Source organism: Halomonas sp. HMF6819 (assembly GCF_044335525.1).
GTDB lineage: Bacteria > Pseudomonadota > Gammaproteobacteria > Pseudomonadales > Halomonadaceae > Vreelandella.
In genome coordinates, this window is record NZ_JBIQVY010000004.1 from 14,995 (window position 1) to 41,281 (window position 26,287).

Below are 26,287 nucleotides of genomic sequence, written 5' to 3' on the forward strand. Positions count from 1 at the left end.
CTCTCATGACGATGAAGGAGGCTCGGAAGTAGGGGCCGAGCGTTTCGACAGCGCCTTCGCCAGGCGTTTCGAGAAGCCAGCGGAGACGCTTACTTCGGGCGTTGGGCGGTCGAGCGGGGCAGCGCGCTCGTGCAGCTTGGTAATTCGCCCGCCGCCCACGCCCACCACCAGCCAGGTATCCTCGAGCTCCACCACCACGATACGCTCGCGCGCGCCTACTGCGGTGGAGCCGACAACCTTGAGACGCGCGCCGCTATCGAAGCGCTTTTGCTGAACGCGCTTTAAAAGCGCCGTGCAGAGCAAAATGATGGCGATGACCAGCGCTAACGCCGCGGCGGTCTTGCCTAGGGTGGCCATGCCCATCAAGGCATCCGAGCCCAGCGCGTCGATCGAGCCGGTCTGGTTAGTGGAAGCGGCGACACTCATCGGTTGAGCTTATGGATGCGCTCGGAGGGCGTGATGATCTCGGTAATACGAATACCGTACTTGTCTTCCACCACGACGACCTCGCCCTGGGCGATCAGGTAGCCGTTGATCAGAATGTCCATCGGCTCGCCGGCAAGCCCTTCGAGCTCGATGACCGACCCTTGGGCAAGCTCAAGGAGCTGCTTGATGGTCAGCTTTGCGCGGCCGAGCTCGACGGTGAGCTTGACCGGAATGTCCATGATCATTTCCAGGTCGCGCGAGACATTACCACCACTTTCACTGCTGAGCGGACGGAAAATATCGTCGCTCGCCGCTTTGGTAGGAGGCGGCGTGGGCGCCGGCGTCTCGTCGGCATCTGCCTGCTCGGAGGCTTCCTGTTCGGCCATGGCCGCCGCCCAAGGGTCGTCGTCACCGGCGGTATCGCTTTCGGTGTCCTGCTCCGACATGGCGCTTGCCCAGTCGTCATCGGATACGGATTGATCAGGCTTTTTGGGATCACTCATGCGTTGTTTCCTTGGCTTGGCGTCGCGGCGGGCTCTTGACGAAGTCCGGGGACGATGCGCTGTTCATGGCGCCGTGGTCGATCACCTGGAGCACACGCAGCGCACGGTGCTGCTGTTGACTGCCGTACTCACACTCCATGACCGGTACGCCGTCGACGCTGGCGGTCACGATGGAGGGGATCTCCATGGGCAGCACGTCGCCTTTTTTCAGCCCCATGACCTGCGCAATGCGGCTGGGAATTCGGGCAAACTCGGCGATCAGCTCCACTTCCGACTGGCGAAGCTCCGTGGCCATACGTCGCGTCCAGGTACCGTCCTGGTCGTGATTACTGTCGTTGATCGGATTGGCGAGCAGATCCCGCAGCGGCTCGATCATGGCGTAGGGCATGCAGATCTGAAAGCTGCTGGAGAGGTTACCCACCTCGATATTGAATTTGGTATTCACCACAATCTCGTTGGGCGAGTTGGTGATGTTGGCGAACTTGGCCTGCACTTCCGAGCGTAGAAAGTTGACCTCTAGCGGGTAGACGACCTTCCAGGCCTCCTGGTAGGCGTCGATCGCCAAATTGAGCAGGCGTTGAATAATACGCTGCTCGGTGTTGGTGAACTCGCGGCCATCGGACTTGGTCACGAAGCGCCCGTCGCCACCGAACAGGTTATCCACCACCATGAACACCAGGTTGGGTGGAAAGACCACTAGCGCTGAGCCGCGCAGCGGTCTCATCGAAACGATGTTCAAGTTGGTGGGCACCGGCACGTTACGTGAAAACTCGCTAAAGCTTTGGTAGCGCACCGACTCCACCGTGATATCGGCGCTGCGGCGAATCAGGTTGAACAGCCCGTTTCTGAAATAGCGAGCGAAGCGTTCGTTGATGAAGTCCAGCGCATGCAAGCGCTCGCGAATTACTCGATGCTGAGTCGCCGGGTCGTACGGGCGAATACGTTCATTGCCCGTAGCGGCGGACGAGGAAGCGCTCGAGGGCTCGTCGTCTCCGCTGACCCCTTTCAACAAGGCGTCGATTTCTTCCTGGGACAGTAGATCGTCCTGTGACATGAACGGCTCCCGCGCCCGAGGTTATTGCACGATGAAATCGGTGAACAGCACTTCCTGAAGATCCAGCGGCGGCTGATTTTCAGTGAGCGGAACGCTGAGCCGACTGATGATGGCTTGGGCGAGCGCTTCCTTTCCTTCGGTCGAGGTCAGCTCGCTGGCCTGTTTGCCGGAGAGCAGAATCAAAAGGCGGCTGCGAATCTGGGGCATGTGCTCTTCAATGATCGTCTTGCTTTGCTCGCCGCCGACGCGCAGCGTAATGCCGGTGTATAAAAGACGCGAGCCGTAGCGGTCATCGGCCAGGTTCACGGTGAACGGCTCGATGCGCGTAAAGACCGGCGGCTCGGGCTCGGCAACGGTTTCAGCTTGGGCCGATTCATTGTCATTTGAGTGGCCCAGCACCATGTAGACCGCGGCCGCGGCTCCCAGCGCCGACAAAACGACCAGTACGATCATGATATAAAGCAGTTTTTTCGATCCACCGCTTGCTTCTGCCATTTGCTGTTCCCATGGTTCTTACGCATGACGAATGCCATGCATTATGCCTAATGAGCAGGCCGATTAATAAATGAACAGGCTCATCAGGCGAGCCTATCTTTTGGCTTAGCTTTTAAGGCGTCGGGTTGAAAAGATCGGGTCGTAAGCGCTAGGCGTAAAGATCGACCCGCCCATCGAGCGTGAGCCGCACCGGCGTACTCACGCCGCTCTCTAGCGTCTCGCCTAAGTCATCGGCCGCGCCACTGCCGGCTTGAGCACCGGCGCCGTTTGCCTGAGCAAAGGCCTGCTCTTTTGGCTGGCCGTGCTCGCCAACCGAGGTTTCACCCAGCGCGATGCCCTGTTCGGCAAGCGCCTCGCGCAGCTGGGGGATCGCCTGCTCAACGATTTGACGTACCTGAGCGTGGGCGGAGAAGAACTGCGCTTGGGTGTGCTGCTCGCCCATCTTCAGCGTGATCGTCAGCGGGCCAAGCTCGGCCGGATGCAGCTCGAGCTTCACCTGCTGCTCGCCGCCGCGTTGGGTCAACTGAATGAGCTGCTGGCCAAGCTTTTCGGCAAAGGCGGGGTTGGTCACCGGCGTGGCGATGGCGCCGGCAACGGGACTCGCCGCCGTCGGGGCGGGCGGTGCGCCGGTCAGCACTTGCTCGACGCCGGTCGGGCTGGCTGATGCAAGCGCTCCCTGCATCGCACTGGCGCTGGCGCTAGTGGGCAGCGGTGCTGTGTCGGCATCGAGCGCAGCCGTGTCCAACGGGGCCGCTGCGTTATAAAGCGACGTTAGCGGCTGGGCGCTCCAGGTAGGGCGCGCATCGACGGTGGATCCCGTCCAGGATTTGGCGCTGGCCTCATTACCCGCCTGAAGGGCGTTGACCGCGCTTAATACGCGCGCGGCGGCATCACTCAGCGCTGGCGTCGCACTGTTGGTCGCTGTCTCGGTCAGGCTGGCCGCCGGGGAGGCCATTTTAGGCGTATCGGTAAACGCGGCCACCAGCGCCAGGCGCGCCTGGACCTCGTCCAGCGTGCCGGCAGACACTTGGCGCTGCGCGTTTTGTGCCGCTTCGAGCGGCAGCGCGGCGTTCGCCGGAGCCGCAAAAGCGGCAGACGCTTCGTTCAAGGCAGCCTTAAGCGTTTCGATGTTTTCAACCGGCGCAATATCGACGTTCTGTACCGGTGCAGCGTCGCTGTTCTGAGCCGGCACGGTCATATCGGCGGCGCTGAGTACCTGAGCAAAAATATCGACGCGGGCACCCTGGGAGAGCGCCTCGGTGGAGAGTGCCTGTTCGGTAGCGCTAAAAAGCGCGGCGAGCTCGGCGTCATCAAGCGCTTCGACATCAGCGCCGAGCGCGGCCAGCGCATCGCGAAAGGCGTCGAGCGAGTCGGACGACGGTGTGTCGAGATTTTCCGCTGAACTGCCCGTGCGGGTATCGAAGGCTTGGCGCAGCGCCGACTGAAAGCCCTCCGGCGTTCCCGGAAGACCCTGAGACGCTTGAGCGCTTGGCAGCGCAGAGAGTGCGCCGCGCAGGCCCTGGGTGGTTTGAAGCAGTAACGACATGGTCATGGCGGTTAACTCCTCGGTATTACTGCAAACGGCGACTGCGAACGTTTATTGAGAGCCATCCGGCGAGCGTCGTGCGGTCTGGGACGTCACGAACTCATCGTTGGCTTTTTGATCGGCGCGCTCCTGGCGGCGGTGCTCTTCGAGCGAGCGCCTGGAGGCCAGGGTATCAAACGAGGAGAGCTTGCGCTGCTCCTGCTGCCAGTGCTGCTGGCTCTGCTGGACGCGCTTTTGCTGCGCGGTCAGCGCCTGTCGGGCGCGGCTGAGCGCGGCGTCCAGCGAGGCTAGAAACTGCTGGTAGTTAAACATGGTGGCCGGGTCAATGCCGTCGCGCATGGCGGTTTGTAGGCGCTCTGCGTACTCAGCGCGGTAGCGGCTGAGCGAGTCGAGCTGTGCCTGGGTCTGGTGCTGGCTCTGGCGCTCTTCAGCCAAAAGTTTACCGGCTTGGTCGCGGGCGTCTCGCGCCAGATCCGTGAGAATATCGAGCTGGGAATGCTGCATATTAGCCTCCTACTACCTGCGCCAACGCTTGGCGTGACTCTTCAAGCGTGGCGCGTTCGTCGATACGCTGCTGCAAAAAACGCTCCAGTTCTGGAAAAAGATTCACCGCCTCGTCCAGTCGAGGGTCGTGCCCTGGGCTGTAAGCCCCCACGCTGATCAAATCGCGGTTGCGCTGATAGCGTGAAAACAGCTGCTTGAACGTGCGCGCCCGGCTGATCTGCTCGTCGGTCGCCACCGCGTTCATCGCCCGGCTGATCGAGGCTTCGATGTCGATCGCCGGGTAGTGGCCCGCTTCCGCCAGGCTCCGCGACAGCACGATGTGGCCGTCCAGAATCGCCCGGGCGGAGTCGGCGATCGGGTCCTGCTGATCGTCGCCTTCGGTCAATACCGTGTAGAACGCCGTGATCGAGCCGCCGCCGCGCTCAGCGTTACCAGCGCGCTCGACCAGCCCGGGGAGCTTGGCGAACACCGACGGCGGATAGCCCTTGGTCGCCGGCGGCTCGCCGATGGCCAGCGCAATCTCGCGCTGAGCCATGGCGTAACGCGTCAACGAATCCATGATCAACAGCACGTTACGTCCGCTGTCGCGAAAGCCTTCCGCCAAACGTGTGGCGTAGGCCGCGCCCTGCAAGCGCTGCAGCGGCGAGGTATCTGCCGGCGCGGCGACGACCACCGAGCGGCGCCGGCCTTCCGGGCCAAGAATGTTGTCGATAAAATCCTGTACTTCGCGGCCCCGTTCGCCGATCAGGCCGACTACGATGACGTCGGCTTGGGTGTAGCGAGCCATCATGCCCAGTAGCACCGACTTGCCTACGCCGGAGCCGGCGAACAGCCCCATGCGCTGCCCCTTGCCAACGCTCAACAGCGCGTTGATCGCGCGAATGCCGACGTCGATCGGCGTGTCGATCGGCGCCCGCGACAGCGGATTGAGCGGCGCGGTATGAAGCGTCGCCCGGGGCACCTCTTCGGTGCCTTCGCGGTCATCCAGCGGGTTGCCGTTGCCGTCGAGCACGCGACCCAGAAGCTCCTCGCCGATGGGAAAGCGCCGGGCGCTGTGGCCGACACCATCGGACAGCGGCGATACCCGCGCGCCGGGCATCAGCCCGGAAATTTGCTCCAGCGGCATCAGAAAGAGCTTGTCGCCGGAAAAGCCGACGACTTCGGCCTCGGCGTGAAGCGCGCTTTCGCCCAGGCGGCCGTCGGCGCCAGGCAGTTCGATTCGACAGGCGCTGCCCACGGCGACCTGCAAGCCCACGACCTCGATGACCATACCGGTGGCGCGCACGACCCGGCCGCTGCGGCGGTAGTTGGGCAGTTGACCCACGCGTTGGCCGGTGCGGCTAAGCGCCTTGCGCCAGCGCTGGGTGTGGCTCATCGAGGCGCTATTCATGCGTTGTCCTGGCTCGGGGTGTCGGGCTTATGGCGCTTGCGCATCTGAGCGGCCACGGCCTGCCAGCGGCTCTCAAAAGTGGCATCGAGTTCGCCCTGGGCGCTGGTCACCCGGCAGCCGCCGCGGGCGAGCTGATCATCGGGCTGTAGTGCCCAGCCCGCCGCGCTGAGTTCGTCGCCCAGATGCTCTTCGACCAGCATATGATCCTCCGGGTTGAGCCACAGCCGCTGCTGACCATTGAGCGGCGGCTCGGTATGTAAAAGCTCGCGTACCAGCTTGAGCACCTGCTCGGGCCGATCATTGAGCGTGTCGAGCGCGAGCTGGCGGCCGACCAGCATGGCGAGTTCGACCAGGTCGTCGGCGATGGTGTCATCGAGGCGCGAAAGGGCGCTTTCAAACTGTTTGCCGAGTGCCTCCATCGGGGCCACGACCTGATATATCTGCTCTTCAAGCGTCTTTTGCGCCTGCTCGCCCGCCTCTTTCATGCCCTGCTCGAAGCCCTCGGTGTGGCCTTTGGCAAACCCCGCCTCAAAGCCCTGCTGCTCGGCGTCCTTACGCACCCGGGCGTAAATTTCGTCGCGCTCCTGCTGCTCGCGCAGACGCGCCTGCTCGGCGGCCTTTTGCGCGGCGGCCACTCGGCGCTGGTGCGGACTGGGCGCGCCGCTCTCATTATCGGCACCGAAGGCGTCGTGCTTTAATTCGTCCATCTGCCAGCGCTGCCACTGGCCGTGACGGTCGAACTCGCTGGTGGACGAATTAGACATACTCGTCGTCTCCGCCGGCCAGGACTATCTCGCCGGAGTCGGCCAGGCGGCGTACCACCTGCAAAATGGCTTTCTGCTCGGTTTCGACCTGCGAGACCCGGATCGGGCCGCGCGCTTCCATGTCCTCGCGCACCAGGTCCGCGGCGCGCTGAGACATGTTGCGCAGGAACTTGTCCACCAGCGCCTCCGGCGCGCCCTTGAGGGCGACGACCAGTGAGTTGGTTTCGACCTCCTGAAGGACCATCTGGATCGCGCGGCTGTCCAGGTCGAGCAGGTTCTCGAACAGGAACATTTCGTCGATGATCTTCTGAGCCAGGTCCTCGTTGTGGGCGCGCACGGTATCGATGGCGCCCTCTTCCTGAGAGGAGTTCATCAGGTTGAGGATCTCGGCGGCGGTTCTCACGCCGCCCATCTTGCTGCGCTTGAGGTTCTGGCCGTCCAGCATGCTGGTCAGTACTTCGGTCAGCTCCTGAAGGGCGGCGGGCTGCACGCCGCTGAAGGTGGCGATACGCAGCACTACGTCGTTGCGCAGCTTTTCTTCGAACAGCTCGAGAATGTTGGCGGCCTGGTGGCGCTCCAGATGAATCAGGATGGTGGCGATGATCTGCGGGTGCTCGTCGCGGATCAGCTCGGAGACCATTGAGGCTTCCATCAGATTCAGCGAATCGATACCAGAGTTGCTGCCGGTGCTCTCGAGGATATCCTCGATCAAGCTCGATGCGCGTTCGCTGCCCAGCGCCTTGGTCAACACCGAGCGGATGTGGTCGCTGGAGTTCAAGTTGAGCGCCACGAAATCGTCGGTTTCACGCTGGAAGGCATCGAGCACGGCCTTCATGTCCTCGTGCGATATTTGATCGAGTTTGGCCATCTCGAGGCTGATCGCCTGCACCTCCGCGGCGTTTAGGTACTTGAACACCTCGGCGGCGCTGTCCTCATCCAGCGTCAAAAGAAGGATGGCGCTTTTACGGGCGCCGCTCATCTGTGCGATGGCGCTACTCATTGGCATTCATCCAGCTGCGAATAATCATGGCGACCATACGGGGGTCGTCCTTGGCCATATCCTGCAGATCCTTGAGGTTGTTCTCGTACAGCGAGGTCTTGCGCTGGCGCTTGGGCCGCTCGCCGTAGGTATCGCTGTCACCCGAGGCCTCGCCGTCGGCCTCGCTTTCGCTCTCATCGTCGTCTCCAACGCTTACGCGGAAGGTACCGTTTTGCGCACCAGACGCTTCGGCGGGTACCTGGGTATAGCGCTTGATCAGCGGGCGCAGGATCAGCAGATAGAGCAGTAGCGCGACGATGAATACCATCAGGTAGCGGCCCAGCGTCGATGCCAGCGCCAGCGTCTCGGGGCGCTGCCACCAGGCGATATCCTCTTCGACGTCGCTGGCGGCGCGCACGAACGGCGTATTGACCACTTCGATCTGGTCGCCGCGCGCTGCGGAGAAGCCCATTGCCTGCTGGATTAGCCGCTCGATCTGGGCGACCTCGTCTGGTGACAGGGCGATTTGCTCAGTCTCACCGTCGCCATTCACGACGCTTTTAAAATCGACCACCACCGCAGCGGAGAGGCGCTGTACCTGGCCCAGGCGCTGCTGAACGTGCTCGATGCTGCGATCCACTTCGTAGTTAACGACATCGTCCTGGCGCAGATTGGATAGCGGCGGCTCTTCTTCGGTGTTCTGACCATCGCCGCCGCCATCTTCGCCTTCATCAGGCTGGTTGATCAGCGAGGCCGCTACCCCCGGCGGGGTATTGCTTAGCGCGCCGGGGATGCCGTTGGCGAGCGGGTTTTCTCCATCAAAAGAGAGGCTTAGCTGGCGGCTTCTGACCGCGGCTTCGTTCGGTGGTTGGTTCGGACCGTAGCGCTCGGAGGTTTGTTCGCGGCGTGAAAAGTCGACCTGTGCGGCAACCTGGGCGCGCACGTTGCCGCTACCCAGAATGGGCGTCAGGATGTTTTCGATGCGCTGCTGATAGGAGCGCTCGACTTCGGCGATGTACTCAAGCTGAGAGCCGTCCAGATCGTTGCCCTGGGATACCTGGGCTGATAGCAGGCGTCCGCTCTGATCGACCACGGTCACATCCTGGGCGGCGAGCTCGGGCACGCTGCTTGAAACCATGTGCACGATGGCGCTGACTTGGCCCTCGCCGAGCACGCGGCCGGGCATCAGCGTCAACACCACCGACGCCTTGGCGGGCTCGCGATCGCGAATGAATACCGATGGCTTGGCCAGGGAGAGATGCACGCGCACGCGCTCGACCGGCCCCAAGGACTCGATGGAGCGAGCAAGCTCGCCTTCCAAGCCACGCTGGAAGTTGACCTGCTCGGCAAACTGGCTGATGCCAAATGCCTGGTTGTCCATGAGCTCAAGGCCCAGGTTACCGCCGCGGGGAAGCCCCTGTTCGGCCAACTGAAGGCGTAGAGTATGCACTTGGTCGGCGGGCACCAGCAGGGCTTGGCCGCTATCGCTGAAGCGGTAAGGAACGGCGCGGCTATCGAGTTCGGCAATGACGCGTCCGCCGTCGGCTTCATCGAGATTGCTGTAGAGCACCCGGTATTCGGGACTTCCCGCCCACATGAACAGCGCAGCGACCAAGGCGATAGATGCCGCCCCGGCCACAAGAAGTACCACTAGCGGGCTGGCGCGCATTTGCTGCTTGAGACGCGCGAGCGTGCTGTTATCTTTAGCACTCTCTGCCGCCGTACCGCGAGCGGTGTTGGAGGAAGAGTTGGTTTGACGGCCTGCCGTAGCGCCGGTTTCGCTCATGAAAGCCTCCAAAAGGCTGAGCAAAACAGGTCACGGTCAGGGCGCATCATCAATGAAGGCATGGGCAATATCCGTCAATCGCGGTGAGTCGTGAACAGACGTCCAAATCGATGAAATGATGCGGAACTTTGATTTGCGCCATTATGCTTAGGCGGGTCGAGCATGAACGAAGGAAAAGCTCAGCTTTTCTTACTTATTTGTTCGTATGAGTAATCTGCTGCTGATGATAGGGTGACGGTATTACTTTAACCGGCTTCTCAATGAGGTATGCGTATGAGCTCACCTGCCATTCAGTCGGCGCTACAGCAGATGCAGGGGCTGGCTTCTCAAGCCGCGGCGCCCTTGAAAAACGATCCGACAGCTTTAGGAGCCAGCGGTGTTGGGCAAAGCGGTTTCGGCAGCGAACTGCAGGCGTCGATTAGGCGTATCAATGAGTTACAGCAAAGCGCCGACACCAAAGCGATGGCATTCCAGGCCGGTGAACCGAATCTCGAGCTTAACGACGTCATGGTCGATATGCAAAAGGCGAGCGTCGCCTTTCAAATGGGAATGCAGGTGCGTAACCGCATGGTCAGCGCCTACCGCGATGTCATGAACATGCAGGTATAGCGCGTACCAGAGGAGCTGCCTTTTTGATCCTGTTTAAAAACTGTCTCAAAAACAGTTTTTAAATACAGCCGCTCAGGCCGGTGTAAATGACGTGTTCAAGCGCCTGTTCGGCTGTCTCTTTCAATGCCTCGATTTACGCCTCGAGCGAAATCAATCCCCCCTGCATTTCCTCGATGTGTCTAAAAACGGCCAGCACTTCCTCATTGGGAATCTGACGAATCACATCCCCTGTTTCGCGATCGATCACTCTCGTGATGAGCCGCGTTGGCTCCTCGCTAAGCTCGAACTCCAGCCCGCGCTGGCGCAACATTTCATTGATACGCGCCATCGGCTCCTCGATCTCCTCGCGGGAAGGCAGCGAGCTGGCGGCGGCGGGTTCCATCGAGAGCCCTTCCACGATCTGCTGACGTTGAGGGAGTGAGTTGTAAGGCGTTGTGCCGGTATTGGAGGCGGTTAGGGAACTATCCAGTGGTAAAGAGTCCATACGTAGATCCTTTTGTTGGGCTGTCAGGCGCGAAAAGTCCGCTTTCATTAAACCGAAGCCCAGCCACATACGCACGGGCCTCGACAGTAGCTATCGGCTATCTGCTGCATCACTTTAGCGTTCGTGAGTGATCAACTTTAGCAATTACTTGAATGCCTAAAATAGCCATGAGCGCTGCGCCATATAAGGCAATAGCGCTTGATAACCTTTGATATGCTAGCCGCATTGAGACCGGCGCCAACCGCTTGCGCCGACCGCGACGAGGTGGGTCATGGAAGTTGAGCAGGACGGGTTTGAAAGCGTCGACGACCAATCGGCGATGGGCGCTTTGCTGGATACAATGATCGAAACCGGAGGGGTGTCGATCTGTCTGTCGACCCCGGAGGCAGACCCCGAGCCGATCGTGTTAATGGAGCAGTATCCCGGCGAGGCGCTGGTCATGGACCTGTCAGCGGTGAGCCATCTTCTGCATCAGCTACAGGCCGGCGACTCCTTTTTTCTGCGCGGGCAGTCTCAGGGAAAGGTCATTCGCACCACGCCTTTAACGCTAATCGAAACCCGCCACTCTGGCGGGCGCTTTCTTTGTACCAGCGGCTATCCCGACGCGCTTTGGGTGCTCCAGCGGCGTGAATCGTTTCGCGCGCAGTTGCGTCTGGGGATGTCGGTCGCGGTGCGGGTGGTCGATGAGCGGGGCGATAGCGTTCGAGGTGAGCTTCGCGATTTGTCGCAAAGCGGCTGCCAGGTCGAGCTTCCGCTTAGTGCTAGTGGCCTTTTAACTCAATCCAGCTCGCCGCTGCGTTTGGAATTCACCTTTCCCGACGGCACGCACTTCGCGGTCGATGCCGAAGCGCGTCACCAGCAAACCGATGCCGAGCACCATCTGCTGCGCGTGGGCTTCGAACTGGTTGACCATACCGTCGATCAGTCGCGCAAGATCTGGTATTTCGTCTGCGAAATCGAGCGCGAAGCTACGCGCTATGACAAGGAGTCCGAGGTCGCCACGCGCCAATCGTCGCCGCTGTTCACTGCTCAGGGAATGGACAAGAGCGAGCAGGACCAGGTCGGTCGGCGTGATCTCAAGCACTACGCCACGCCCGCTGCCCGGCGGCTGGTTAAGGTGGCGGCGTATCTGGACGCCCAGCTTCTGCTGCTAACCCAGGGCAGTGATATCGACTCGCGCCAGCTGTCGCTCAACGCCGATCGCATCATTAGCCTGCATGAGGAGGACCGCCAAGCGCTTTTGTTCGCCTCTCGCTGTCTGTCGCTTGAGCCGGTACTCGTGCGTCACGGTATCGCGGTAGCGATCCATCTGCTCGATTGGATCGGAGGCGATCTACCGGTGGATGTGCGTAAGGCCCTGGTGGCAAGCGCGCTGGTGCACGATCTTGGTAAGGCGTTGATCCCGCAGGTGGTGTATACGGCGCCCCATTTCGAGGCGTCGCATCTCAAGACGTTGAGCGAGCACCCGGGGCTTTTGCTCGAGCGCCTCAAGAGCTGTCAATGGCTCTCGCAAAGCGTGGCGCACTCCGTCATCAAGGGTATCAACGAGCGTATGGATGGCAGTGGCTACCCGGATCGGCTGGGCGGTGTCGAGCTCGGCGAGCTTGCGCGCGCCTGTGCGATCATCGACGTGGTCGAGGCGATGCGCCGCGACCGACCTGACCGGCCCGCCAAAACGACTCAGGAGATCTACCGCTATCTGCTGAGTCACCCGGAGCAGTTCGATGCGCGCTGGGTCAAGCGCTGCATCGACCATTTTAAGGCGCTTCCTGTAGGGGCGCTGGTGCGTTTTTCGAGCGAGCAGCTTGGCTGGATCGTACGCCTTGACGACCAGGGAGCGCCTGCCGAGGTCGTGCTGACCGAGCAGGCCGTTGCGCCGTTGAGAGGGACGCTCAAATACAGCGTTGCCGGCGATGTCGCTGAGCGACTGGGAACGCCGAAGCGCGAGTTGGCGGTTTCTACCTGACGCGCCGCATTTGCGCTTAAAAAGGACGCTAACGATTAAAGTCACCGTTGACGGCGCCGATAGGTAAGGGTAGGCCGATAGCCTTTAAAAGTGCATTGAGCGCATCGCTGGCGGCGGCCATTTTTTCAATAAAGGAGCACACTTATGACATATTCTCGCAGCGGCGGCGCCTACGGCCGGGGAGCGAATGCCTACGCTCGCGTCGGCGTGGAGAGTGGCGTCATGTCTGCCGACCCGCACCAGCTCATTGTCATGCTGTTCGATGGCGCTCAAGCATCGATTCGCGCCGCACGCATCCACATGCAGGCGGGTAACGTTAACGAAAAAGGCCGCGCGATTTCGAAAGCGCTGGATATCGTCAATAACGGTTTGGCCGCCGCGCTCGATCAGGACAAGGGCGGCGAAATCGCAGAGCGGCTGGGGTCGCTTTACGACTATATTGCGCGTCTGCTGCTGACCGCTAATTTGCGCAATGACGAAGAAAGCCTGAACCAGGCGGAGCGCCTTTTAGAGGATGTCGCTTCGGCGTGGCGTGAAATCGGCCAACAACAAAGTGCGTGAGGCTCCCATGTCTGCTTTCGATGCGGCATCCGCCGATAGCCAGCAACTTCTGCTCGACACCTACACCAAGCTTTTGACCCGCGCTGCTCAAATGCAGGCGCTGGCAAGCAGCGAGCAGTGGGCGGAGCTTATCGAAGAGCGTACCCACTACGTCGTGCTGGTCGACAAACTGCGCAAGCTCGACGAGCGCGTCATGCTCGACGATGCCGGAAAGGCACGCAAAGCCGAGCTTCTCGAGCGCATACTCGAACACGATGTCGAGATTCGTCGGCGGTTGGTGACTCGGCGCGACGAACTTGGAAAGCTTATTGGCGTGTCGCAAAAACAGCGTGATTTGCACCGCGCCTACGCCCCTCAGCAAGGTAGCTCTTATCAGGATGAGCCCTCGCCGTGAGCGGCATCACGCCGTTGATCGATACGCTGATGCACCAGGTGCTGGGGCGTCAGGGCGAGTCATCGCTGCAGCGTTCGATCAATGCACCCGTTCAGCCGGTCACTCACGGCGATGGGCCCCGTGCGCTTTCGCGCGATGCTAGTCTCGACGGTCGTCCTCCCGCGCAGCCACTGATCGACGAACTCCGCCGCTTGCCTCCGTCGCTCGATCAGCGCGGTCGAGGGGCGGTCGATGCCCGCGGCGACGCGCCGCCTGGCTCCACGCAAACGCATTTTAGCCCTGCTGCGCGCAGTATCGCCGATGTGCTGCTGCGTTTTCCCGCCCCGCCCGCCGCGCTGCGGCCCGCCGCCCCCCTGATGCAACCCAATGAGCCGGTCAGCGTCGATACGCTTTCCAATCGCTTGAGCGCCAGTATCCGCGACAGCGGCCTTTTCTATGAGGCCCATCTAAAGCGCTGGTTTCAGGGCGATGTGCCCCGTTTGCAGTTAATGCGCGAGCCACAGATGCAGCTTGCCAGGCCCCAGGCAGCCGGCCAGGCACCCGCCATGGGGGCCTTTACCGGCCCCAGCGCTCAGTTCTCGACCCCCGGCGCCATTTTACCCAACACACCGTTGATGTTAGTACATGCACCCGCTCAAGAGGGCGGTCTGTCGCTGAGCGCCGCATCGCCTTTGGTAACGCCAGCTCGTCAAGCGGTTGCCGTGCCGGGCGAGATGCCGTTGCCTGCCAGCTCCAGCCAGACCGGCGCCTCGCCCAGCGGTATTCAGTCCGGTGTTTATGAGCGGCCGACAACAAGTCTGGCATCGACACCAGCACCGCTGACTGGCGGGGCGCTGGGAAATGGCACAACGGCTCAGGATGTCGAAGGGCTTCGCGATACTGACACCGCTTCCACGTTCAAGCGCGAGATCGTTCACGAAAGTCTCCAGCCGCTGGTACGTCAGCAGTTGGAGATGCTGGCGACGCCAGCCTTACGCTGGGAGGGGGACGTCTGGGCGGGCATCTTCATGGCACTGGTCATCAAGCTGCCCGGTAGCGGCCAGTTCGGCGAGTCCGGCGGCGAAGAGGGAGAGGCCAATCAGCGGTGGCATTCGCAAATGCACCTTGATGTCCCCGCGGTTGGCGCCTTCGACGTCGCCCTCACCCTCGTTCAATCCACCCTGGGGGTCGATGTGACCGCCCAGAATGTGGAGACTCATCAGCGTCTGACGCCCGCCGTGGAGGACCTCCGTACCCGTCTTGGTGCGCTCGACTTCCAGCATGTGCGCGTAACGCTTAAAGCAATGGCGGACGAGCTCTAATGGACGCCTCGAACGAGCGTCGCCGCCAGGCGGTCGCGCTTGCTTATCAGGATGGCGAACAGGCGCCGCGCGTCGTTGCCAAGGGCTACGGTGAGCTTGCCGAGCGGATCATGGCCGAAGCCGAGCGCCAGGGTATTTATGTTCATGATGCTCCTGAACTCGTCGCGCTTTTAATGCAACTCAACCTGGACAGCGAAATTCCTGCTAGCCTATATCAAGTGGTCGCCGAACTGCTGGTATGGGTATTCGAGCTCTCGGAGAGTGAGCCAACTCATATAGAAAGGCGCAAGTAGCCAATACCGACGTTGTGTGTAACCATGACAATGGTCAAACAACCGCAATGTTTTTACGTCAGTATTACAATTCTTTATCGCCTAGACGTTCGATGGAACATTATGAGTCAAACAAGCCTCTTCGATGAAATTCAGGAAATTAACCTCACGTACCTGTTGTTGGCCCAGAGGCTTTTGAGCGAAGACCGTGAGGCGGCGATGTTGCGTTTGAAGGTAGACAACGAGCTTGCCGATCTGCTCGTCTCCATGAACGCGCGTCAGTTATCCAGACTCGCCCGCACCAATCAACTGGTGTGTCGGTTCAGCCAAATAAGCGCGGGTCAATTGCGCCAGGTGATGGAAAACCCAAGGGATCAGGGCCTTTCAGGTCTTCATGCGTCGCTATTGATGGCCAGCGAGCCTTTCGATTCGCTGCCTGAGGGGGAGAACGAGTGAGCCAAAAAAGCCTCGTTGATGAAATGCATCAAGTGCAGTTGGCGATCGAGCTCATCGAGCTTGGCGCCCGCCTGCAGGTGCTGGAAACGGAGACTGAGCTCAGCCGCACGCGACTCATTAAACTGTACAAGGAAGTGCGTGGCGTCTCGCCGCCCAAGGGCATGCTTCCCTTTTCGACGGACTGGTTCGTAACTTGGCTTCCCAACGTTCATTCGTCGCTTTTCTATAATATTTATAAAAGCCTAAGGCAAAATACTGACTGTGAGCGGATCGATGCCTTCGTCAAGGCGTATCGTATTTATGAAGAGCAGATCAAACTCGAAAATGTCGACCCTGTGCTGGGTTTAACTCGTGCCTGGACGCTGGTGCGCTTTTTCGAGAGTGACCTTTTACAGCTCACCGCCTGTACCCGCTGCGAGGGCTATTTCGTCGCCCACGCCCATAGCCCCACCCGCGACTACGTGTGCGGTATTTGCCAGCCGCCGTCACGCGCTGGAAAGACGCGCAAATCCCTATCCTGAGTTGTCCACCACGCCTTTTATGTTTCTCTTTACCGCGCCCTGTCCGGTTTTAATCCTGGGATAAAGGTAAAAGGCGGCGGTACTTTATCATTAAGAATCGCCATTGCCCGGGTATGATAGCCCTAAGCGTTGCTTAGGCGAGAAGCAATTACGTTCATCATCGATGACGATAACTTCTCGAGTTACTCACTGTTATCGCAAGGAATGTGCGCGTGCTGATTCCCTTAGGTTATCTGGTGGTACTGCTGTCGGTATTCGGCGGGTATATGTTGGCGGGGGGAAGCCTTGGACCGATTTATCAGCCTCTCGAGCTATTAATTATCGGGGGGGCTGGCGTGGGCGCGTTCATTGCGGCCAATAACGGTAAAGCGATCAAGGCGACTTTCAAAGTGCTGCCCCGGCTCAAGCGGGCCAAAAAGTATAACAAGGCGCTCTATATGGAGCTCATGGCGCTTCAGTTCAAGATTCTGTCGAAGATACGTCGTGAAGGGATGCTCGGCATCGAGCGCGATATCGACACGCCCGCAGAGAGTCCGCTGTTTCAAGAACACCCCACGGTGCTTGCCGACCCGCACATCATGAACTTTCTGACCGACTATCTGCGCCTGATGGTCAGCGGTGGCATGGAGCCCATGGAAATCGACGAGCTAATGCTGCACGAAATCGAAGTGTTCGAGCAGGAAATGCACGTGCCGATCGATGCGATCAACAAGGTGGGCGACGCCATGCCCGCCTTCGGTATCGTGGCCGCGGTCATGGGCGTAGTGAAGGCGTTGACCTACGCCGATGCGAGCCCCGACGAAATGGGCGAAATGATCGCCCACGCGCTAGTCGGTACCTTCCTGGGCATTTTGCTGGGTTACGGCTTCATTAGCCCCATCGCCAGCTACGCCGACCGCCAGGCCCGCGAGGCAGAGAAGATGCTTCAGTGTATCCGCGTGACGCTGTTGGCAAGCCTGCACGGCTACGCCCCGCAACTGGCCGTGGAGTTTGGCCGTAAAGCGCTGCACACCGCCGAGCGCCCAAGCTTTAGCGAGCTTGAAGAGTACGTTCGCGATGCCAAAAAGGGTGGCGCTGCATGAGTAAAGGGGCCGACAAGCGCCCGATCGTCATCCGGCGCAAGAAAGTGGTTCACGCCCACCACGGCGGTGCGTGGAAGATCGCGTTGGCAGACTTCATGACCGCGCTGATGGCGCTTTTTTTGGTGCTCTGGATTTTGAGCGTGGCAAGTGACGAGCAGCGCCAAGGGGTGGCCGAATACTTTAGCGCGCCGCTTGCCACCGCGATCACCGGTGGCGATCGCTCCGGCAGCACCAACGTCATTCCCGGCGGCGGCCCTGACCCGACGCATACCGACGGTGAGCGTGCGCGAATCGATACGCTCCAGCGCACCCGTCCCAGCAGCCAGGAGCGGCGCTTTTTCGAGGAGCTGCAGGCGCGTATAGAGCGCGCGATCGAGCAGGACCCGGAGCTTCGCCAGCTGCGCTCCCAAATGCGCTTCGACCTGACCCGCGAAGGGCTTCGCATCCAGCTTTTGGATACCGACCAGCGGCCGATGTTCGAGCTCGGCAGCGACCAGGTCGCCTCCTACATGCGAAGTCTTCTACGCACCATGGCGCCGCTTTTGAACGAACTGCCCAACGAACTCAGCATCAGTGGCCACACCGACAGCGTGCCCTACGCCGGCGGCTACCGGGGCTACAGCAACTGGGAGCTCTCCAACGACCGTGCCAACGCCTCGCGCCGCGAGCTCGTCGCGGGTGGGCTCGACCCGGACCAGCTTCTGCGCGTCTCTGGCTTCGCTGACCGCGTGCTGCTGCCGGAAACCGAATCCGTCGATCCGCGTAACCGTCGGATCGAGCTGGTTGTGCTGCTGCCCGAAATCGCCGAGGCGATCCGCAACCCGAGCATTTTGAGTCAGGGCGATCCGGTGTCGGACGAAAATAGCCTCGAAGAGACTTTAGAAAATCTGCAGCAGGCCGATACAGCCCAATAAGCAAGGCTTGTCATAACAACTATGACGCTAATGTGGAGCAGTGCATGGATATAGCGGATTTTTTTGACACCTTTTTCGAAGAGGCGGAAGAGCTCCTTGCGGATATGGAACAGCACTTGCTGGAGCTGGATGTCGATGATCCAGATAGCGAGCAGCTAAACGCCATCTTCCGCGCCGCCCATTCGATCAAGGGCGGAGCGGGCACGTTCGGCTTCAGCGTGTTGCAGAAAACCACGCACATTCTGGAAAACCTGCTGGACAGCGCGCGTAAGGGAGAGCTTTCGCTGCGAGCCGACCTCGTCGATACGTTTTTAGAGGCCAAGGACATTATGCACGAACAGCTCAACGCCTACCGCAGTGAGTCGGAACCCGATCAGCAGGCCTTCGAGCGTATTTGCCACACGCTTCAACAAATCGCGCTCGAGGAGATTGGTGAACCGCTGGCGATCGCTCCGGTCGCCGCTTCCGAGCCCCGCCCCGAAGCTTCTCCCGAGCCCGCTGTAGCAACGAGCGAGCCGGCCGCGAGTGGTCAGCTTCTCGTTGCGCTGTTGAACGTCAAGGAAAAGGATCGCACGCTGCTGGTCGAAGAGCTCGAGCAGCTCGGCGAGATCCAGAGCCAGTCCGGCGACGAGCAGCGCTTCGAGGTCGTGATGACGGCAAGCGTCAGCGCCGACGACATCGAGGCGGTGATGTGCTTCATCATCGAGCCCGAGCAGATCAGCATCAGCGCTGCACCCTCCAGTGCGTCCACCCCGGACAGCGCCGCCACCCCGGCGACGCCCCCGGCACCCACGCCGTCTGCACCTACTGAAAAGCCCGCCGCCCCGCCAGCGCCCGCCGCCAGCAAGCCGTCGGCGCCGAAAAGCGCCGGCGAAAAAGGCGGTGAGAAGGCGGGTGAGAAGGGCGGCAAGAAAGGCGCATCGGAGTCGAGCTCGATTCGCGTATCGGTAGACAAGGTCGACCAGATCATCAATTTGGTGGGCGAGCTGATCATCACCCAGTCCATGCTTGATCAGACGGTGAGCGATTTAAGCGACCAATCGGCGTCAAGTGGCTCGCTGCAAAACGGCATGAGCCTTCTGCAGCGCAACGCCCGAGACCTGCAGGAAGCGGTGATGTCGATTCGCATGATTCCCATGGAGTTCGTCTTCAGCCGTTTCCCGCGCGTGGTGCGCGATACCGCCGGCAAGCTGGGTAAAGAGATCGAGCTGATCACCGAGGGCAAATCCACCGAACTCGACAAGAGTTTGGTCGAGCGGATCACCGACCCGCTGACCCACCTGGTGCGTAACAGCCTCGATCACGGCATCGAAATGCCCGACAAGCGCGAAGCGTTGGGCAAGCCCCGCCAAGGCAAGCTGACGCTAGCCGCGCGTCATCAGGGCGGTAACATTCTGATCGAAGTGAAGGATGACGGTGCCGGCATGGACCGCGAGCGGCTGCTCGCCAAGGCGCGGGAAAACGGCCTGAATGTCTCCGACACCATGTCGGATGAAGAAGTGTATCAGCTCATTTTCGCACCGGGCTTCTCCACCGCCGCTGAGGTAACCGACGTGTCCGGGCGCGGCGTCGGCATGGACGTGGTCAAGCGTAATATTCAAGGCATGGGCGGACGTGTCGAGATCCAATCGAAGCTTGGCGAGGGCACCAACACGCGGATCGTGCTGCCATTGACGCTAGCCATCCTGGACGGCATGTCGATCAAGGTGGGTAGTGAAACCTTTATTTTGCCGCTTTCCACGGTGCTCGAGTCGCTTCAGCCCGCGAAAGGTGACATGTACGCCATGGCCGGTGACGACGTCGTCCTCAAGGTGCGCGACGAGTACCTGCCGGTGATCGCTATTCACGAAGCGCTCGACGTGGCAGACGCCATCACTGACCCGACCCGTAGTATCGCCGTGATCGTACAGGGCGAAGGCCGGCGCTATGCGCTGCTGGTCGACGAGTTGGTCGGACAGCAGCAGGTGGTGGTCAAGAATCTGGAAGACAACTACCGCAAAGTACCTGGTGTTTCCGCTGCCACGATCCTGGGCGACGGAAGCGTCGCGCTGATTCTGGACATTACCGGGCTGCATCGACTGTGCCGTGCCAAGAAGGAAGCGGGAAAATCCGCTTACGCCCAATACCTTTCGTATGACAAGGAGATCGAACTGTCATGACCCAAGCCAATAGTGATGCGGTACTGTCCGCCGCCGAAGCGGACAACAGCGAATTTCTGGTGTTCTCGCTAGGCGAGGAAGAGTACGCCATCGACATCCTGAAGGTTCAGGAGATCCGCGGTTACGAAAACGTCACCCGTATCGCCAACGCGCCGGACTTCATCAAGGGCGTAACCAATTTGCGCGGTGTGATCGTGCCGATCGTCGATCTGCGCATCAAGTTCCACCTCGATAACGTCGAGTACGGCGGCCAGACGGTGGTCATCGTCGTCAACGTGGCCGACCGCGTGGTGGGCATCGTGGTGGACGGCGTGTCGGACGTGATGACGCTGACGCCGGATCAGATCAAGCCGGCACCGGAGTTCGGCGTCACGCTCTCCTCGGACTTTTTGAGTGGGCTTGGCAGCCTCGAGGATCGCATGCTGGTGCTGGTGGACATCGACAAGCTGTTGACCAGCGAAGAGATGGCGCTGGTCGATACTACCCGTCACGCCTGATAGCCGCCGGCGCGATAGCGCTCGGTCACGACCTGGACTTTGAAAGCGCCGATGCGGCGAGTGCCGCGGGCGTAAAAGGGGCGATTGTTGATGCACACCCTGTTGAGCAACATGACCGTTCGACTGAGCTGGACGCTGGTTCTGGTCACCTTTTCCGGTCTGACCGTCGCCGCCTGCGCCACCGGGCTTTACGCGCTGGATAAAAGCGGTGCACTCGTGGCCAGCGCGGCCGATGGCGCCGCTCAGCAGCGTTTCGACACCTTCGCCGACCTTGCGCGCTGGGCGCTGATCGCCATTTTGGTGATCACAGCGCTGACCGTGGCGGTCGTAGCCTGGGGCGTGAGCGCGAACGTGTTGCGCCCGCTGAGCCGTCTGGTGGGCTACTTCGAGCGTATGGCCGATGGCGATTTGAACCAGTCGATCACCGCGCCCGGCAACAACGAAATCGGGCGGCTCTACCTCGCCATGGCGGCGATGCAGGGGGCGCTTTCGCAGACCGTTGGGGTGGTGCGCCAAAGCGGAACGCTGATTTTCGAGCGCGCCCACGATATCGCCAGCAGCAACGGTGACCTGTCTGCGCGCACCGAGCAGCAAGCCTCGTCGCTCGAGGAGACCGCCTCCAGTATGGAGGAGCTCGCTTCCACGGTAAACCACAACGCGGACAACGCGCGCCAGGCTAGTCGGCTGGCCAGCGATGCCACCCTCACCGCGCGTCAAAGCGGCGAGGAAGTGAGCCGGATCGTCGAGACCATGGAAGAGATTAGCTCGAGCTCGCACCGGGTAGCCGACATCATCACGCTCATCGATACCATCGCGTTTCAAACCAACATTCTGGCGCTCAACGCCTCTGTCGAAGCGGCGCGTGCCGGCGAGCATGGCCGTGGTTTCGCCGTGGTCGCCCAGGAGGTCCGTAGCCTGGCCAGCCGCTCCGCCTCCGCCGCCCAGGAGATCCGCACCCTCATCGATACCTCGCTTGCCAAGGTGGATAGCGGCACGGCGCGGGTCAACCAGGCCGGTGAGACCATGCAAGGGTTGGTCAGCGCGGTGCAGCGGGTTAGCGACATCATGGACGAAATCGCATCGGCTTCTTCTGAGCAGAGCAACGGGATCGGCCAAGTGAACCAAGCGGTGACCCAAATGGATGATGTCGTGCAGCAAAACGCGCGGCTTGTTCAGCAGGCCGCCGAACGCGCAAGGGAGCTGGAAGGCGATGCGGCACGACTGCGTGACGCGGTCGAGCGTTTCAAGGTTGCCGAGGGGGGGGGGCATGGCGCCGCGCCGATAGCGAAGCCTGCGCTGCCCGCTGCGCCCATCGTGCGGGCAAAGCCGGTAGGCTCGGCGCCGGCCGTCGAAGAGTGGGAGGCGTTTTAAACCGGCATCGTTCTGGTCGTTAACAGTACCCCGGGAGAACGCGGTTTAGCCGTGCTCACTATCGGGATCATTTTCAAAAAAAGAACAAGGTAGAGCATGCGCAATAATCAGCCCGTCACGCAGCGCGAAGTCGAACTGGGAAGCGACGATTTTCTGGTCTCGCGAACGGACCTTGAAGGCAACATCACTTATGCCAATCCGGCGTTTGTCGAGATCAGCGGCTACACGCGCGATGAATTGATCGGGGCGCCGCACAACATTATTCGCCACCCGGATATGCCGCCGGCGGCGTTCAAGGATTTGTGGCAGACCGCCAGGGCGCAAAAGACCTGGCGTGGGCTGGTCAAAAATCGCTGCAAAAACGGCGATCACTACTGGGTCGAAGCCAGCGTCACCCCGATTATCGAAAACGATGACGTTGTGGGTTACACCTCCGTGCGTGTACAGGCGAGCCGCAAGGCGATCGATCACGCCCAACACGTTTACGCTGAGGTGAGCGCCGGGCGTGGCAAGGCGATTTATCTCGACAAGGGTCGTATTCGCCGGCGCGGCGCGCTGCAGCGGCTAAAACGACTCCGCTTGGCAACCATCCGAGCGAAACTCGTCGGCATGATCGTAATTGGCAGTACGCTTTTGCTGCTTAGCGGCGGACTCGGGCTTTTCGGTATCAACGCCGCTGGTGATCGGTTGACGCAGCTTCATGAGAACGGATTGCGTGACGTCATCCGTTTGCAGCAGATCGATCAAGGTATCGCGCTGACGCGCCAGTCGCTGGTCCAGTCTAACCGGATGGAGCTGGTCGATCGTCGCTTCGACATCGGGGATGAGATCGCTCAGCGAGCTGAGGAGATCAGTGCGACCTGGCAGGCCTTTTTCGATCGAGAGGCGAACGCGATCGGGCTTGCGGCCGAGTTCGATGCGCAGTTGCAAACGTTTGTCGAAGGCGGCGTGGCGAGCGCCGTTAGGGTACTGCAGTCTGACGATGCGCTGGACGTGTTTACCCAACTGGGCGATATCACCACGCAAATCAACGAAGAAGGGCGGGCGCTGTCGCTGATGGTGAACGAGCTGATCGGGCAGGAGCAGCGCGCCGCCGAGGCGATGGCCGCGGAAGGAGAACAGGCCCAAGTGAGCATGCTGGCCACTCAGGCCGTCGTCATGGTGGTTGGGCTGCTCGCACTGATTCTGCTGGGTGTGATGATTCTGCGTTCGATCATCAGGCCGCTCAACGACGCCTCGCGCTTCACCCTGCAAATCGCTGGCGGCAATCTCGCGGCCCGCGCGCCCTCGACGCGTCGCGATGAGATCGGCCACCTGCTGGGTTCGCTGAACACCATGCGCAAGAGCCTTGGCAGCATCATCGGTGACGTCAAGGACGGGATCGAAGTGGTCACACCGGCGGCGCGCAATATCGCCAGCGGCAACGAAGAGCTCTCGGCGCGTACCGAGCAGCAGGCGGCGTCGCTTGCTCAAACCGCCTCCAGCATGGAGCAGATGACCGCAACGGTACGTCAAAATAGCGATAACGCTCAAAAAGCGCGCCGTTTGGCCGATAACAATGCTGAGCGGGTTAGTCAAACCGGCGACCTGATGACCGAGCTTGTTAGCAACATGCAGCGCATTACGCAAAGTTCACAAAAGATGACCGATATTATCGATGTCATCGACGGCATCGCGTTTCAGACCAATATTCTGGCGCTGAATGCCTCCGTCGAGGCGGCGCGGGCTGGCGAACACGGTCGCGGTTTCGCTGTGGTGGCAGAAGAGGTGAGAAATCTTGCCGGTCGCTCCGCCGCCGCCGCTCAGGAAATTCGCGGTTTGATCGACAGCTCGCATCAGGATGTCACCACCGGCGCCACGCTGGTCGAGCAGGCCGAGGGGGCGATCAACGAGGTGGTCGACGCTGCTCGCAGCGTAACCGACATCATGCACCAGATTTCGTCGGCATCAGAAGAGCAGAGCAGCGGCATTAGTGAGGTCAACCAGTCGGTGACCGAAATGGATCAGGCCACGCAGCAAAACGCCGTGCGTGTGCAGCAAACGGCGCAGGCCGCCCTTGCGCTGGAGCACCAGGCAAGCCTTCTGTCGATGTCGGTCGAAGCGTTTCGACTGCAGCGGCAAACCCAACAAGCCCACGCGAGCGCGACTTATAAAATGCCTTCGCCGACGCTTTCCACCGGGAAGTCATCTTCCCTACCGCCGGCTGTCAGCCCCGCTAAACGGCAGATCGCGGTTGCAGAGGAGTGGCAGGAATTTTGAACGAATCACGCGTTGAGTCGGGAGAAAAAAGCACCTGGACAACGGGCAGTCAAGTCGAGCGTGATCTGATTCTCACGGACGCCGACTTCTTGCGCGTTAGGGAGCTGATCTATCAGCGGGCCGGTATCGTGCTGGCCGAACATAAGCGGGAGATGGTTTATAGCCGCCTGGCGCGGCGATTACGCCACCACGGCCTAACGCGCTTTACCGACTATTTGACGCGGCTCGAGCGCCAGCCGGACGCGAGCGAGTGGGAAGCGTTCACCAATTCGCTCACCACCAACCTGACCGCGTTCTTTCGCGAGGCGCACCATTTTCCGCTGCTGGCCCAGCACCTGAAGGACCGCACCGGCCCTATCACTATCTGGTGCGCGGCGGCGTCCACCGGTGAGGAGCCTTACTCGATCGCCATGACGCTTCTGGAGGTGCTCGGTTCGCGCGTGTCGAACGCAAAGGTGATCGCCACGGATATCGACACCGACGCGCTGGCGAAGGCGCGAGCGGGTATCTACCCCCAGGAGCAGGTGCGCAAGCTCGACGAAGCGCGCGTGAAGCGTTTTTTCCAGAAGGGAACGGGCAATCATGAGGGCCTTGCCCGGGTGCGCCCGGAAGTGGCGGCGCTGGTGGAGTTTCAGTCGCTCAATTTGCTGGCGCCGTCCTGGTCGGTGAAGGGCCCCTTTGATGCCATATTTTGCCGCAACATAATGATTTATTTCGATAAAGAGACGCAGTCAAAAATTTTATCGCGCTTCGCCCCGGTAATGAAAAGCGATGGTTTGCTGTTTGCCGGCCACTCGGAGAATTTTTCCTACATCAGCGACGCCTTCAAGCTGCGTGGCCAAACGGTCTACACCAAGGCCGTGCGGTGAGCGCCGCGCCGTGGCTCTGCTTGAAAGGCGTGTAGCGATGAATTCACTAACAGGAGGCGGACCTTGAGTACTGCCAAAATCAAAGTGCTGTGCGTCGACGACTCGGCGCTGATTCGTGATCTGCTCACCACGATCATCAACGAGCAGCCGGATATGCAAGTGGTCGCCACCGCCCCGGACCCGCTCGTGGCTCGCGATTTGATCAAGCAGCACAACCCGGACGTGCTGACCCTCGATGTTGAAATGCCGCGCATGGACGGGCTCGATTTTCTCGACCGGCTAATGCGCCTGCGCCCGATGCCGGTGCTGATGGTGTCGTCGCTGACCCAAAGCGGCTCGGAGATCACCCTGCGTGCGCTGGAGCTCGGCGCGCTGGATTTCGTTGCCAAGCCGAGCATCGGGGTGCGCAGCGGCATGATGGACTACGCCAACGAAATCGCCGAAAAAATCCGCGCCGCCGCGCGCTCTCGCCCGCGTCAGGCGCGCAAGACCACGTCGGCGCCGGCGGCGCTTAGCGCGCCGATGATCACCAGCGAAAAACTGATCATCATCGGCGCATCGACCGGCGGCACCGAAGCGATTCGCGCCGTGCTCGAGCCGCTGCCCGCTAACACGCCGGCTATCATGATCACCCAGCACATGCCCGGCGGCTTTACCAAGTCGTTTGCCGAGCGCCTGAACCGGCTGTGCCGTATCACAGTAAAGGAGGCCTCTGAAGGTGAGCGCGTGCTCCCAGGGCACGCCTATATCGCCCCCGGCGGCCAGCATTTGGAACTGGCCCGCAGTGGCGCCAACTACGTCGTGCGACTGCACGAGGGTGAACCGGTCAACCGGCACCGCCCCTCGGTCGACGTACTGTTTGATTCCGCCTCGAAGTATGCCGGCAAGAACGCCATTGGCGTCATTCTGACCGGCATGGGTAAGGACGGAGCGACGGGGCTTTTGAAGATGCGCCAAGCCGGCGCGCCAACGATCGCCCAAAACGAGCAGAGCTGCGTGGTGTTCGGTATGCCCCGCGAAGCGATTGCCGTAGGCGGCGCCACCGAAGTGCTGGCGCTGGATGACATTCCTGAGCGTTTGATGGCGCTGGTCGCTGCATCGGGCCGCGCGCAACGCGTTTAAATC

General features: G+C 60.9%; 27 protein-coding genes. 16 read left to right on the forward strand and 11 right to left on the reverse strand.

Annotation, left to right across the window (positions count from 1 at the left end):
- Window positions 1-3: 3 nt before the first annotated feature.
- From fliO to fliF, 10 genes are all read right to left on the reverse strand, one after another.
- Window positions 4-426, reverse strand: coding sequence for a flagellar biosynthetic protein FliO (gene fliO, locus ACGLWX_RS12295; protein ID WP_396240080.1), 423 nt, complete (start codon window positions 424-426; stop codon window positions 4-6).
- Window positions 423-929 carry a flagellar motor switch protein FliN gene (gene fliN / locus ACGLWX_RS12300; protein ID WP_252105788.1) on the reverse strand — a complete coding sequence of 169 codons (507 nt, stop codon included), beginning with the start codon at window positions 927-929 and terminating at the stop codon, window positions 423-425. The genes fliO and fliN overlap by 4 nt, the downstream gene beginning before the upstream one ends.
- A complete protein-coding gene (fliM, locus tag ACGLWX_RS12305) occupies window positions 922-1,983 on the reverse strand; it encodes a flagellar motor switch protein FliM (RefSeq protein ID WP_252105789.1) in 1,062 nt (353 codons plus the stop codon). Before fliM ends, fliN begins: the two co-directional genes overlap by 8 nt.
- A 21-nt stretch (window positions 1,984-2,004) precedes the next feature.
- Window positions 2,005-2,478 (reverse strand): flagellar basal body-associated protein FliL, encoded by a 474-nt coding sequence (gene fliL / locus ACGLWX_RS12310; protein WP_396240082.1) that lies wholly within the window; start codon window positions 2,476-2,478, stop codon window positions 2,005-2,007.
- A gap of 148 nt (window positions 2,479-2,626) precedes the next feature.
- On the reverse strand, window positions 2,627-4,030 hold the full coding sequence (locus ACGLWX_RS12315) for a flagellar hook-length control protein FliK (protein ID WP_396240084.1): 1,404 nt from the start codon (window positions 4,028-4,030) through the stop codon (window positions 2,627-2,629).
- A gap of 45 nt (window positions 4,031-4,075) precedes the next feature.
- The gene (gene fliJ, locus ACGLWX_RS12320; RefSeq protein WP_396240086.1) at window positions 4,076-4,528 is read right to left on the reverse strand and encodes a flagellar export protein FliJ; all 453 of its coding nucleotides are present in this window, start codon (window positions 4,526-4,528) and stop codon (window positions 4,076-4,078) included.
- A 1-nt stretch (window position 4,529) separates the two neighbouring features.
- Entirely contained in the window at window positions 4,530-5,918 is a 1,389-nt protein-coding gene (gene fliI / locus ACGLWX_RS12325; protein WP_286086800.1) for a flagellar protein export ATPase FliI, read from the reverse strand.
- Window positions 5,915-6,682, reverse strand: coding sequence for a flagellar assembly protein FliH (locus ACGLWX_RS12330; RefSeq protein WP_396240088.1), 768 nt, complete (start codon window positions 6,680-6,682; stop codon window positions 5,915-5,917). The genes fliI and ACGLWX_RS12330 overlap by 4 nt, the downstream gene beginning before the upstream one ends.
- The gene (gene fliG / locus ACGLWX_RS12335) at window positions 6,675-7,682 is read right to left on the reverse strand and encodes a flagellar motor switch protein FliG (protein ID WP_252105794.1); all 1,008 of its coding nucleotides are present in this window, start codon (window positions 7,680-7,682) and stop codon (window positions 6,675-6,677) included. Before fliG ends, ACGLWX_RS12330 begins: the two co-directional genes overlap by 8 nt.
- Window positions 7,675-9,447 (reverse strand): flagellar basal-body MS-ring/collar protein FliF, encoded by a 1,773-nt coding sequence (gene fliF / locus ACGLWX_RS12340; protein WP_396240090.1) that lies wholly within the window; start codon window positions 9,445-9,447, stop codon window positions 7,675-7,677. Before fliF ends, fliG begins: the two co-directional genes overlap by 8 nt.
- Window positions 9,448-9,720: 273 nt before the next feature.
- On the opposite strand from fliF, the gene fliE reads away from it, so the two are divergent.
- Entirely contained in the window at window positions 9,721-10,056 is a 336-nt protein-coding gene (gene fliE, locus ACGLWX_RS12345; RefSeq protein WP_396240092.1) for a flagellar hook-basal body complex protein FliE, read from the forward strand.
- 133 nt (window positions 10,057-10,189) lie between these two features.
- Here the strand turns inward: fliE and ACGLWX_RS12350 are convergent, their stop codons facing one another.
- On the reverse strand, window positions 10,190-10,540 hold the full coding sequence (locus ACGLWX_RS12350) for a flagellar protein FlaG (protein ID WP_396240094.1): 351 nt from the start codon (window positions 10,538-10,540) through the stop codon (window positions 10,190-10,192).
- Between the two features lie 271 nt (window positions 10,541-10,811).
- Between ACGLWX_RS12350 and ACGLWX_RS12355 the strand changes: the two genes are divergently transcribed.
- From ACGLWX_RS12355 to ACGLWX_RS12425, 15 genes are all read left to right on the forward strand, one after another.
- Window positions 10,812-12,506: an HD domain-containing phosphohydrolase gene (locus tag ACGLWX_RS12355; protein ID WP_396240096.1), complete on the forward strand. Its 1,695-nt coding sequence runs from the start codon at window positions 10,812-10,814 to the stop codon at window positions 12,504-12,506.
- Window positions 12,507-12,650: 144 nt separating this feature from the next.
- Window positions 12,651-13,067, forward strand: coding sequence for a flagellar export chaperone FliS (gene fliS / locus ACGLWX_RS12360; protein ID WP_252105799.1), 417 nt, complete (start codon window positions 12,651-12,653; stop codon window positions 13,065-13,067).
- Between the two features lie 7 nt (window positions 13,068-13,074).
- Entirely contained in the window at window positions 13,075-13,461 is a 387-nt protein-coding gene (gene fliT, locus ACGLWX_RS12365; protein WP_252105800.1) for a flagellar protein FliT, read from the forward strand.
- Window positions 13,458-14,762, forward strand: a complete 1,305-nt coding sequence (locus ACGLWX_RS12370; RefSeq protein ID WP_396240098.1) for a flagellar hook-length control protein FliK — start codon at window positions 13,458-13,460, stop codon at window positions 14,760-14,762. Before fliT ends, ACGLWX_RS12370 begins: the two co-directional genes overlap by 4 nt.
- Complete coding sequence (locus tag ACGLWX_RS12375; RefSeq protein WP_252105802.1) at window positions 14,762-15,055, forward strand: EscU/YscU/HrcU family type III secretion system export apparatus switch protein; 294 nt, start codon at window positions 14,762-14,764, stop codon at window positions 15,053-15,055. The genes ACGLWX_RS12370 and ACGLWX_RS12375 overlap by 1 nt, the downstream gene beginning before the upstream one ends.
- Before the next feature lie 102 nt (window positions 15,056-15,157).
- Window positions 15,158-15,490: a flagellar transcriptional regulator FlhD gene (gene flhD, locus ACGLWX_RS12380; protein ID WP_252106723.1), complete on the forward strand. Its 333-nt coding sequence runs from the start codon at window positions 15,158-15,160 to the stop codon at window positions 15,488-15,490.
- Window positions 15,487-16,011, forward strand: a complete 525-nt coding sequence (gene flhC, locus ACGLWX_RS12385) for a flagellar transcriptional regulator FlhC (protein WP_252105803.1) — start codon at window positions 15,487-15,489, stop codon at window positions 16,009-16,011. The genes flhD and flhC overlap by 4 nt, the downstream gene beginning before the upstream one ends.
- A gap of 212 nt (window positions 16,012-16,223) precedes the next feature.
- Window positions 16,224-17,093, forward strand: a complete 870-nt coding sequence (gene motA, locus ACGLWX_RS12390; RefSeq protein ID WP_252105804.1) for a flagellar motor stator protein MotA — start codon at window positions 16,224-16,226, stop codon at window positions 17,091-17,093.
- Window positions 17,090-18,007, forward strand: coding sequence for a flagellar motor protein MotB (gene motB / locus ACGLWX_RS12395; protein ID WP_396240100.1), 918 nt, complete (start codon window positions 17,090-17,092; stop codon window positions 18,005-18,007). Before motA ends, motB begins: the two co-directional genes overlap by 4 nt.
- Window positions 18,008-18,051: 44 nt before the next feature.
- Entirely contained in the window at window positions 18,052-20,166 is a 2,115-nt protein-coding gene (gene cheA / locus ACGLWX_RS12400) for a chemotaxis protein CheA (protein WP_396240102.1), read from the forward strand.
- Entirely contained in the window at window positions 20,163-20,663 is a 501-nt protein-coding gene (gene cheW / locus ACGLWX_RS12405) for a chemotaxis protein CheW (RefSeq protein WP_252105807.1), read from the forward strand. The genes cheA and cheW overlap by 4 nt, the downstream gene beginning before the upstream one ends.
- Window positions 20,664-20,753: 90 nt before the next feature.
- Window positions 20,754-22,034, forward strand: coding sequence for a methyl-accepting chemotaxis protein (locus tag ACGLWX_RS12410; protein WP_396240104.1), 1,281 nt, complete (start codon window positions 20,754-20,756; stop codon window positions 22,032-22,034).
- 96 nt (window positions 22,035-22,130) lie between these two features.
- The gene (locus ACGLWX_RS12415; protein WP_396240106.1) at window positions 22,131-24,293 is read left to right on the forward strand and encodes a methyl-accepting chemotaxis protein; all 2,163 of its coding nucleotides are present in this window, start codon (window positions 22,131-22,133) and stop codon (window positions 24,291-24,293) included.
- Entirely contained in the window at window positions 24,290-25,162 is an 873-nt protein-coding gene (locus tag ACGLWX_RS12420) for a CheR family methyltransferase (protein ID WP_396240108.1), read from the forward strand. The genes ACGLWX_RS12415 and ACGLWX_RS12420 overlap by 4 nt, the downstream gene beginning before the upstream one ends.
- A gap of 63 nt (window positions 25,163-25,225) precedes the next feature.
- Window positions 25,226-26,284 (forward strand): chemotaxis response regulator protein-glutamate methylesterase, encoded by a 1,059-nt coding sequence (locus tag ACGLWX_RS12425; RefSeq protein WP_252105811.1) that lies wholly within the window; start codon window positions 25,226-25,228, stop codon window positions 26,282-26,284.
- Window positions 26,285-26,287 lie beyond the last annotated feature (3 nt).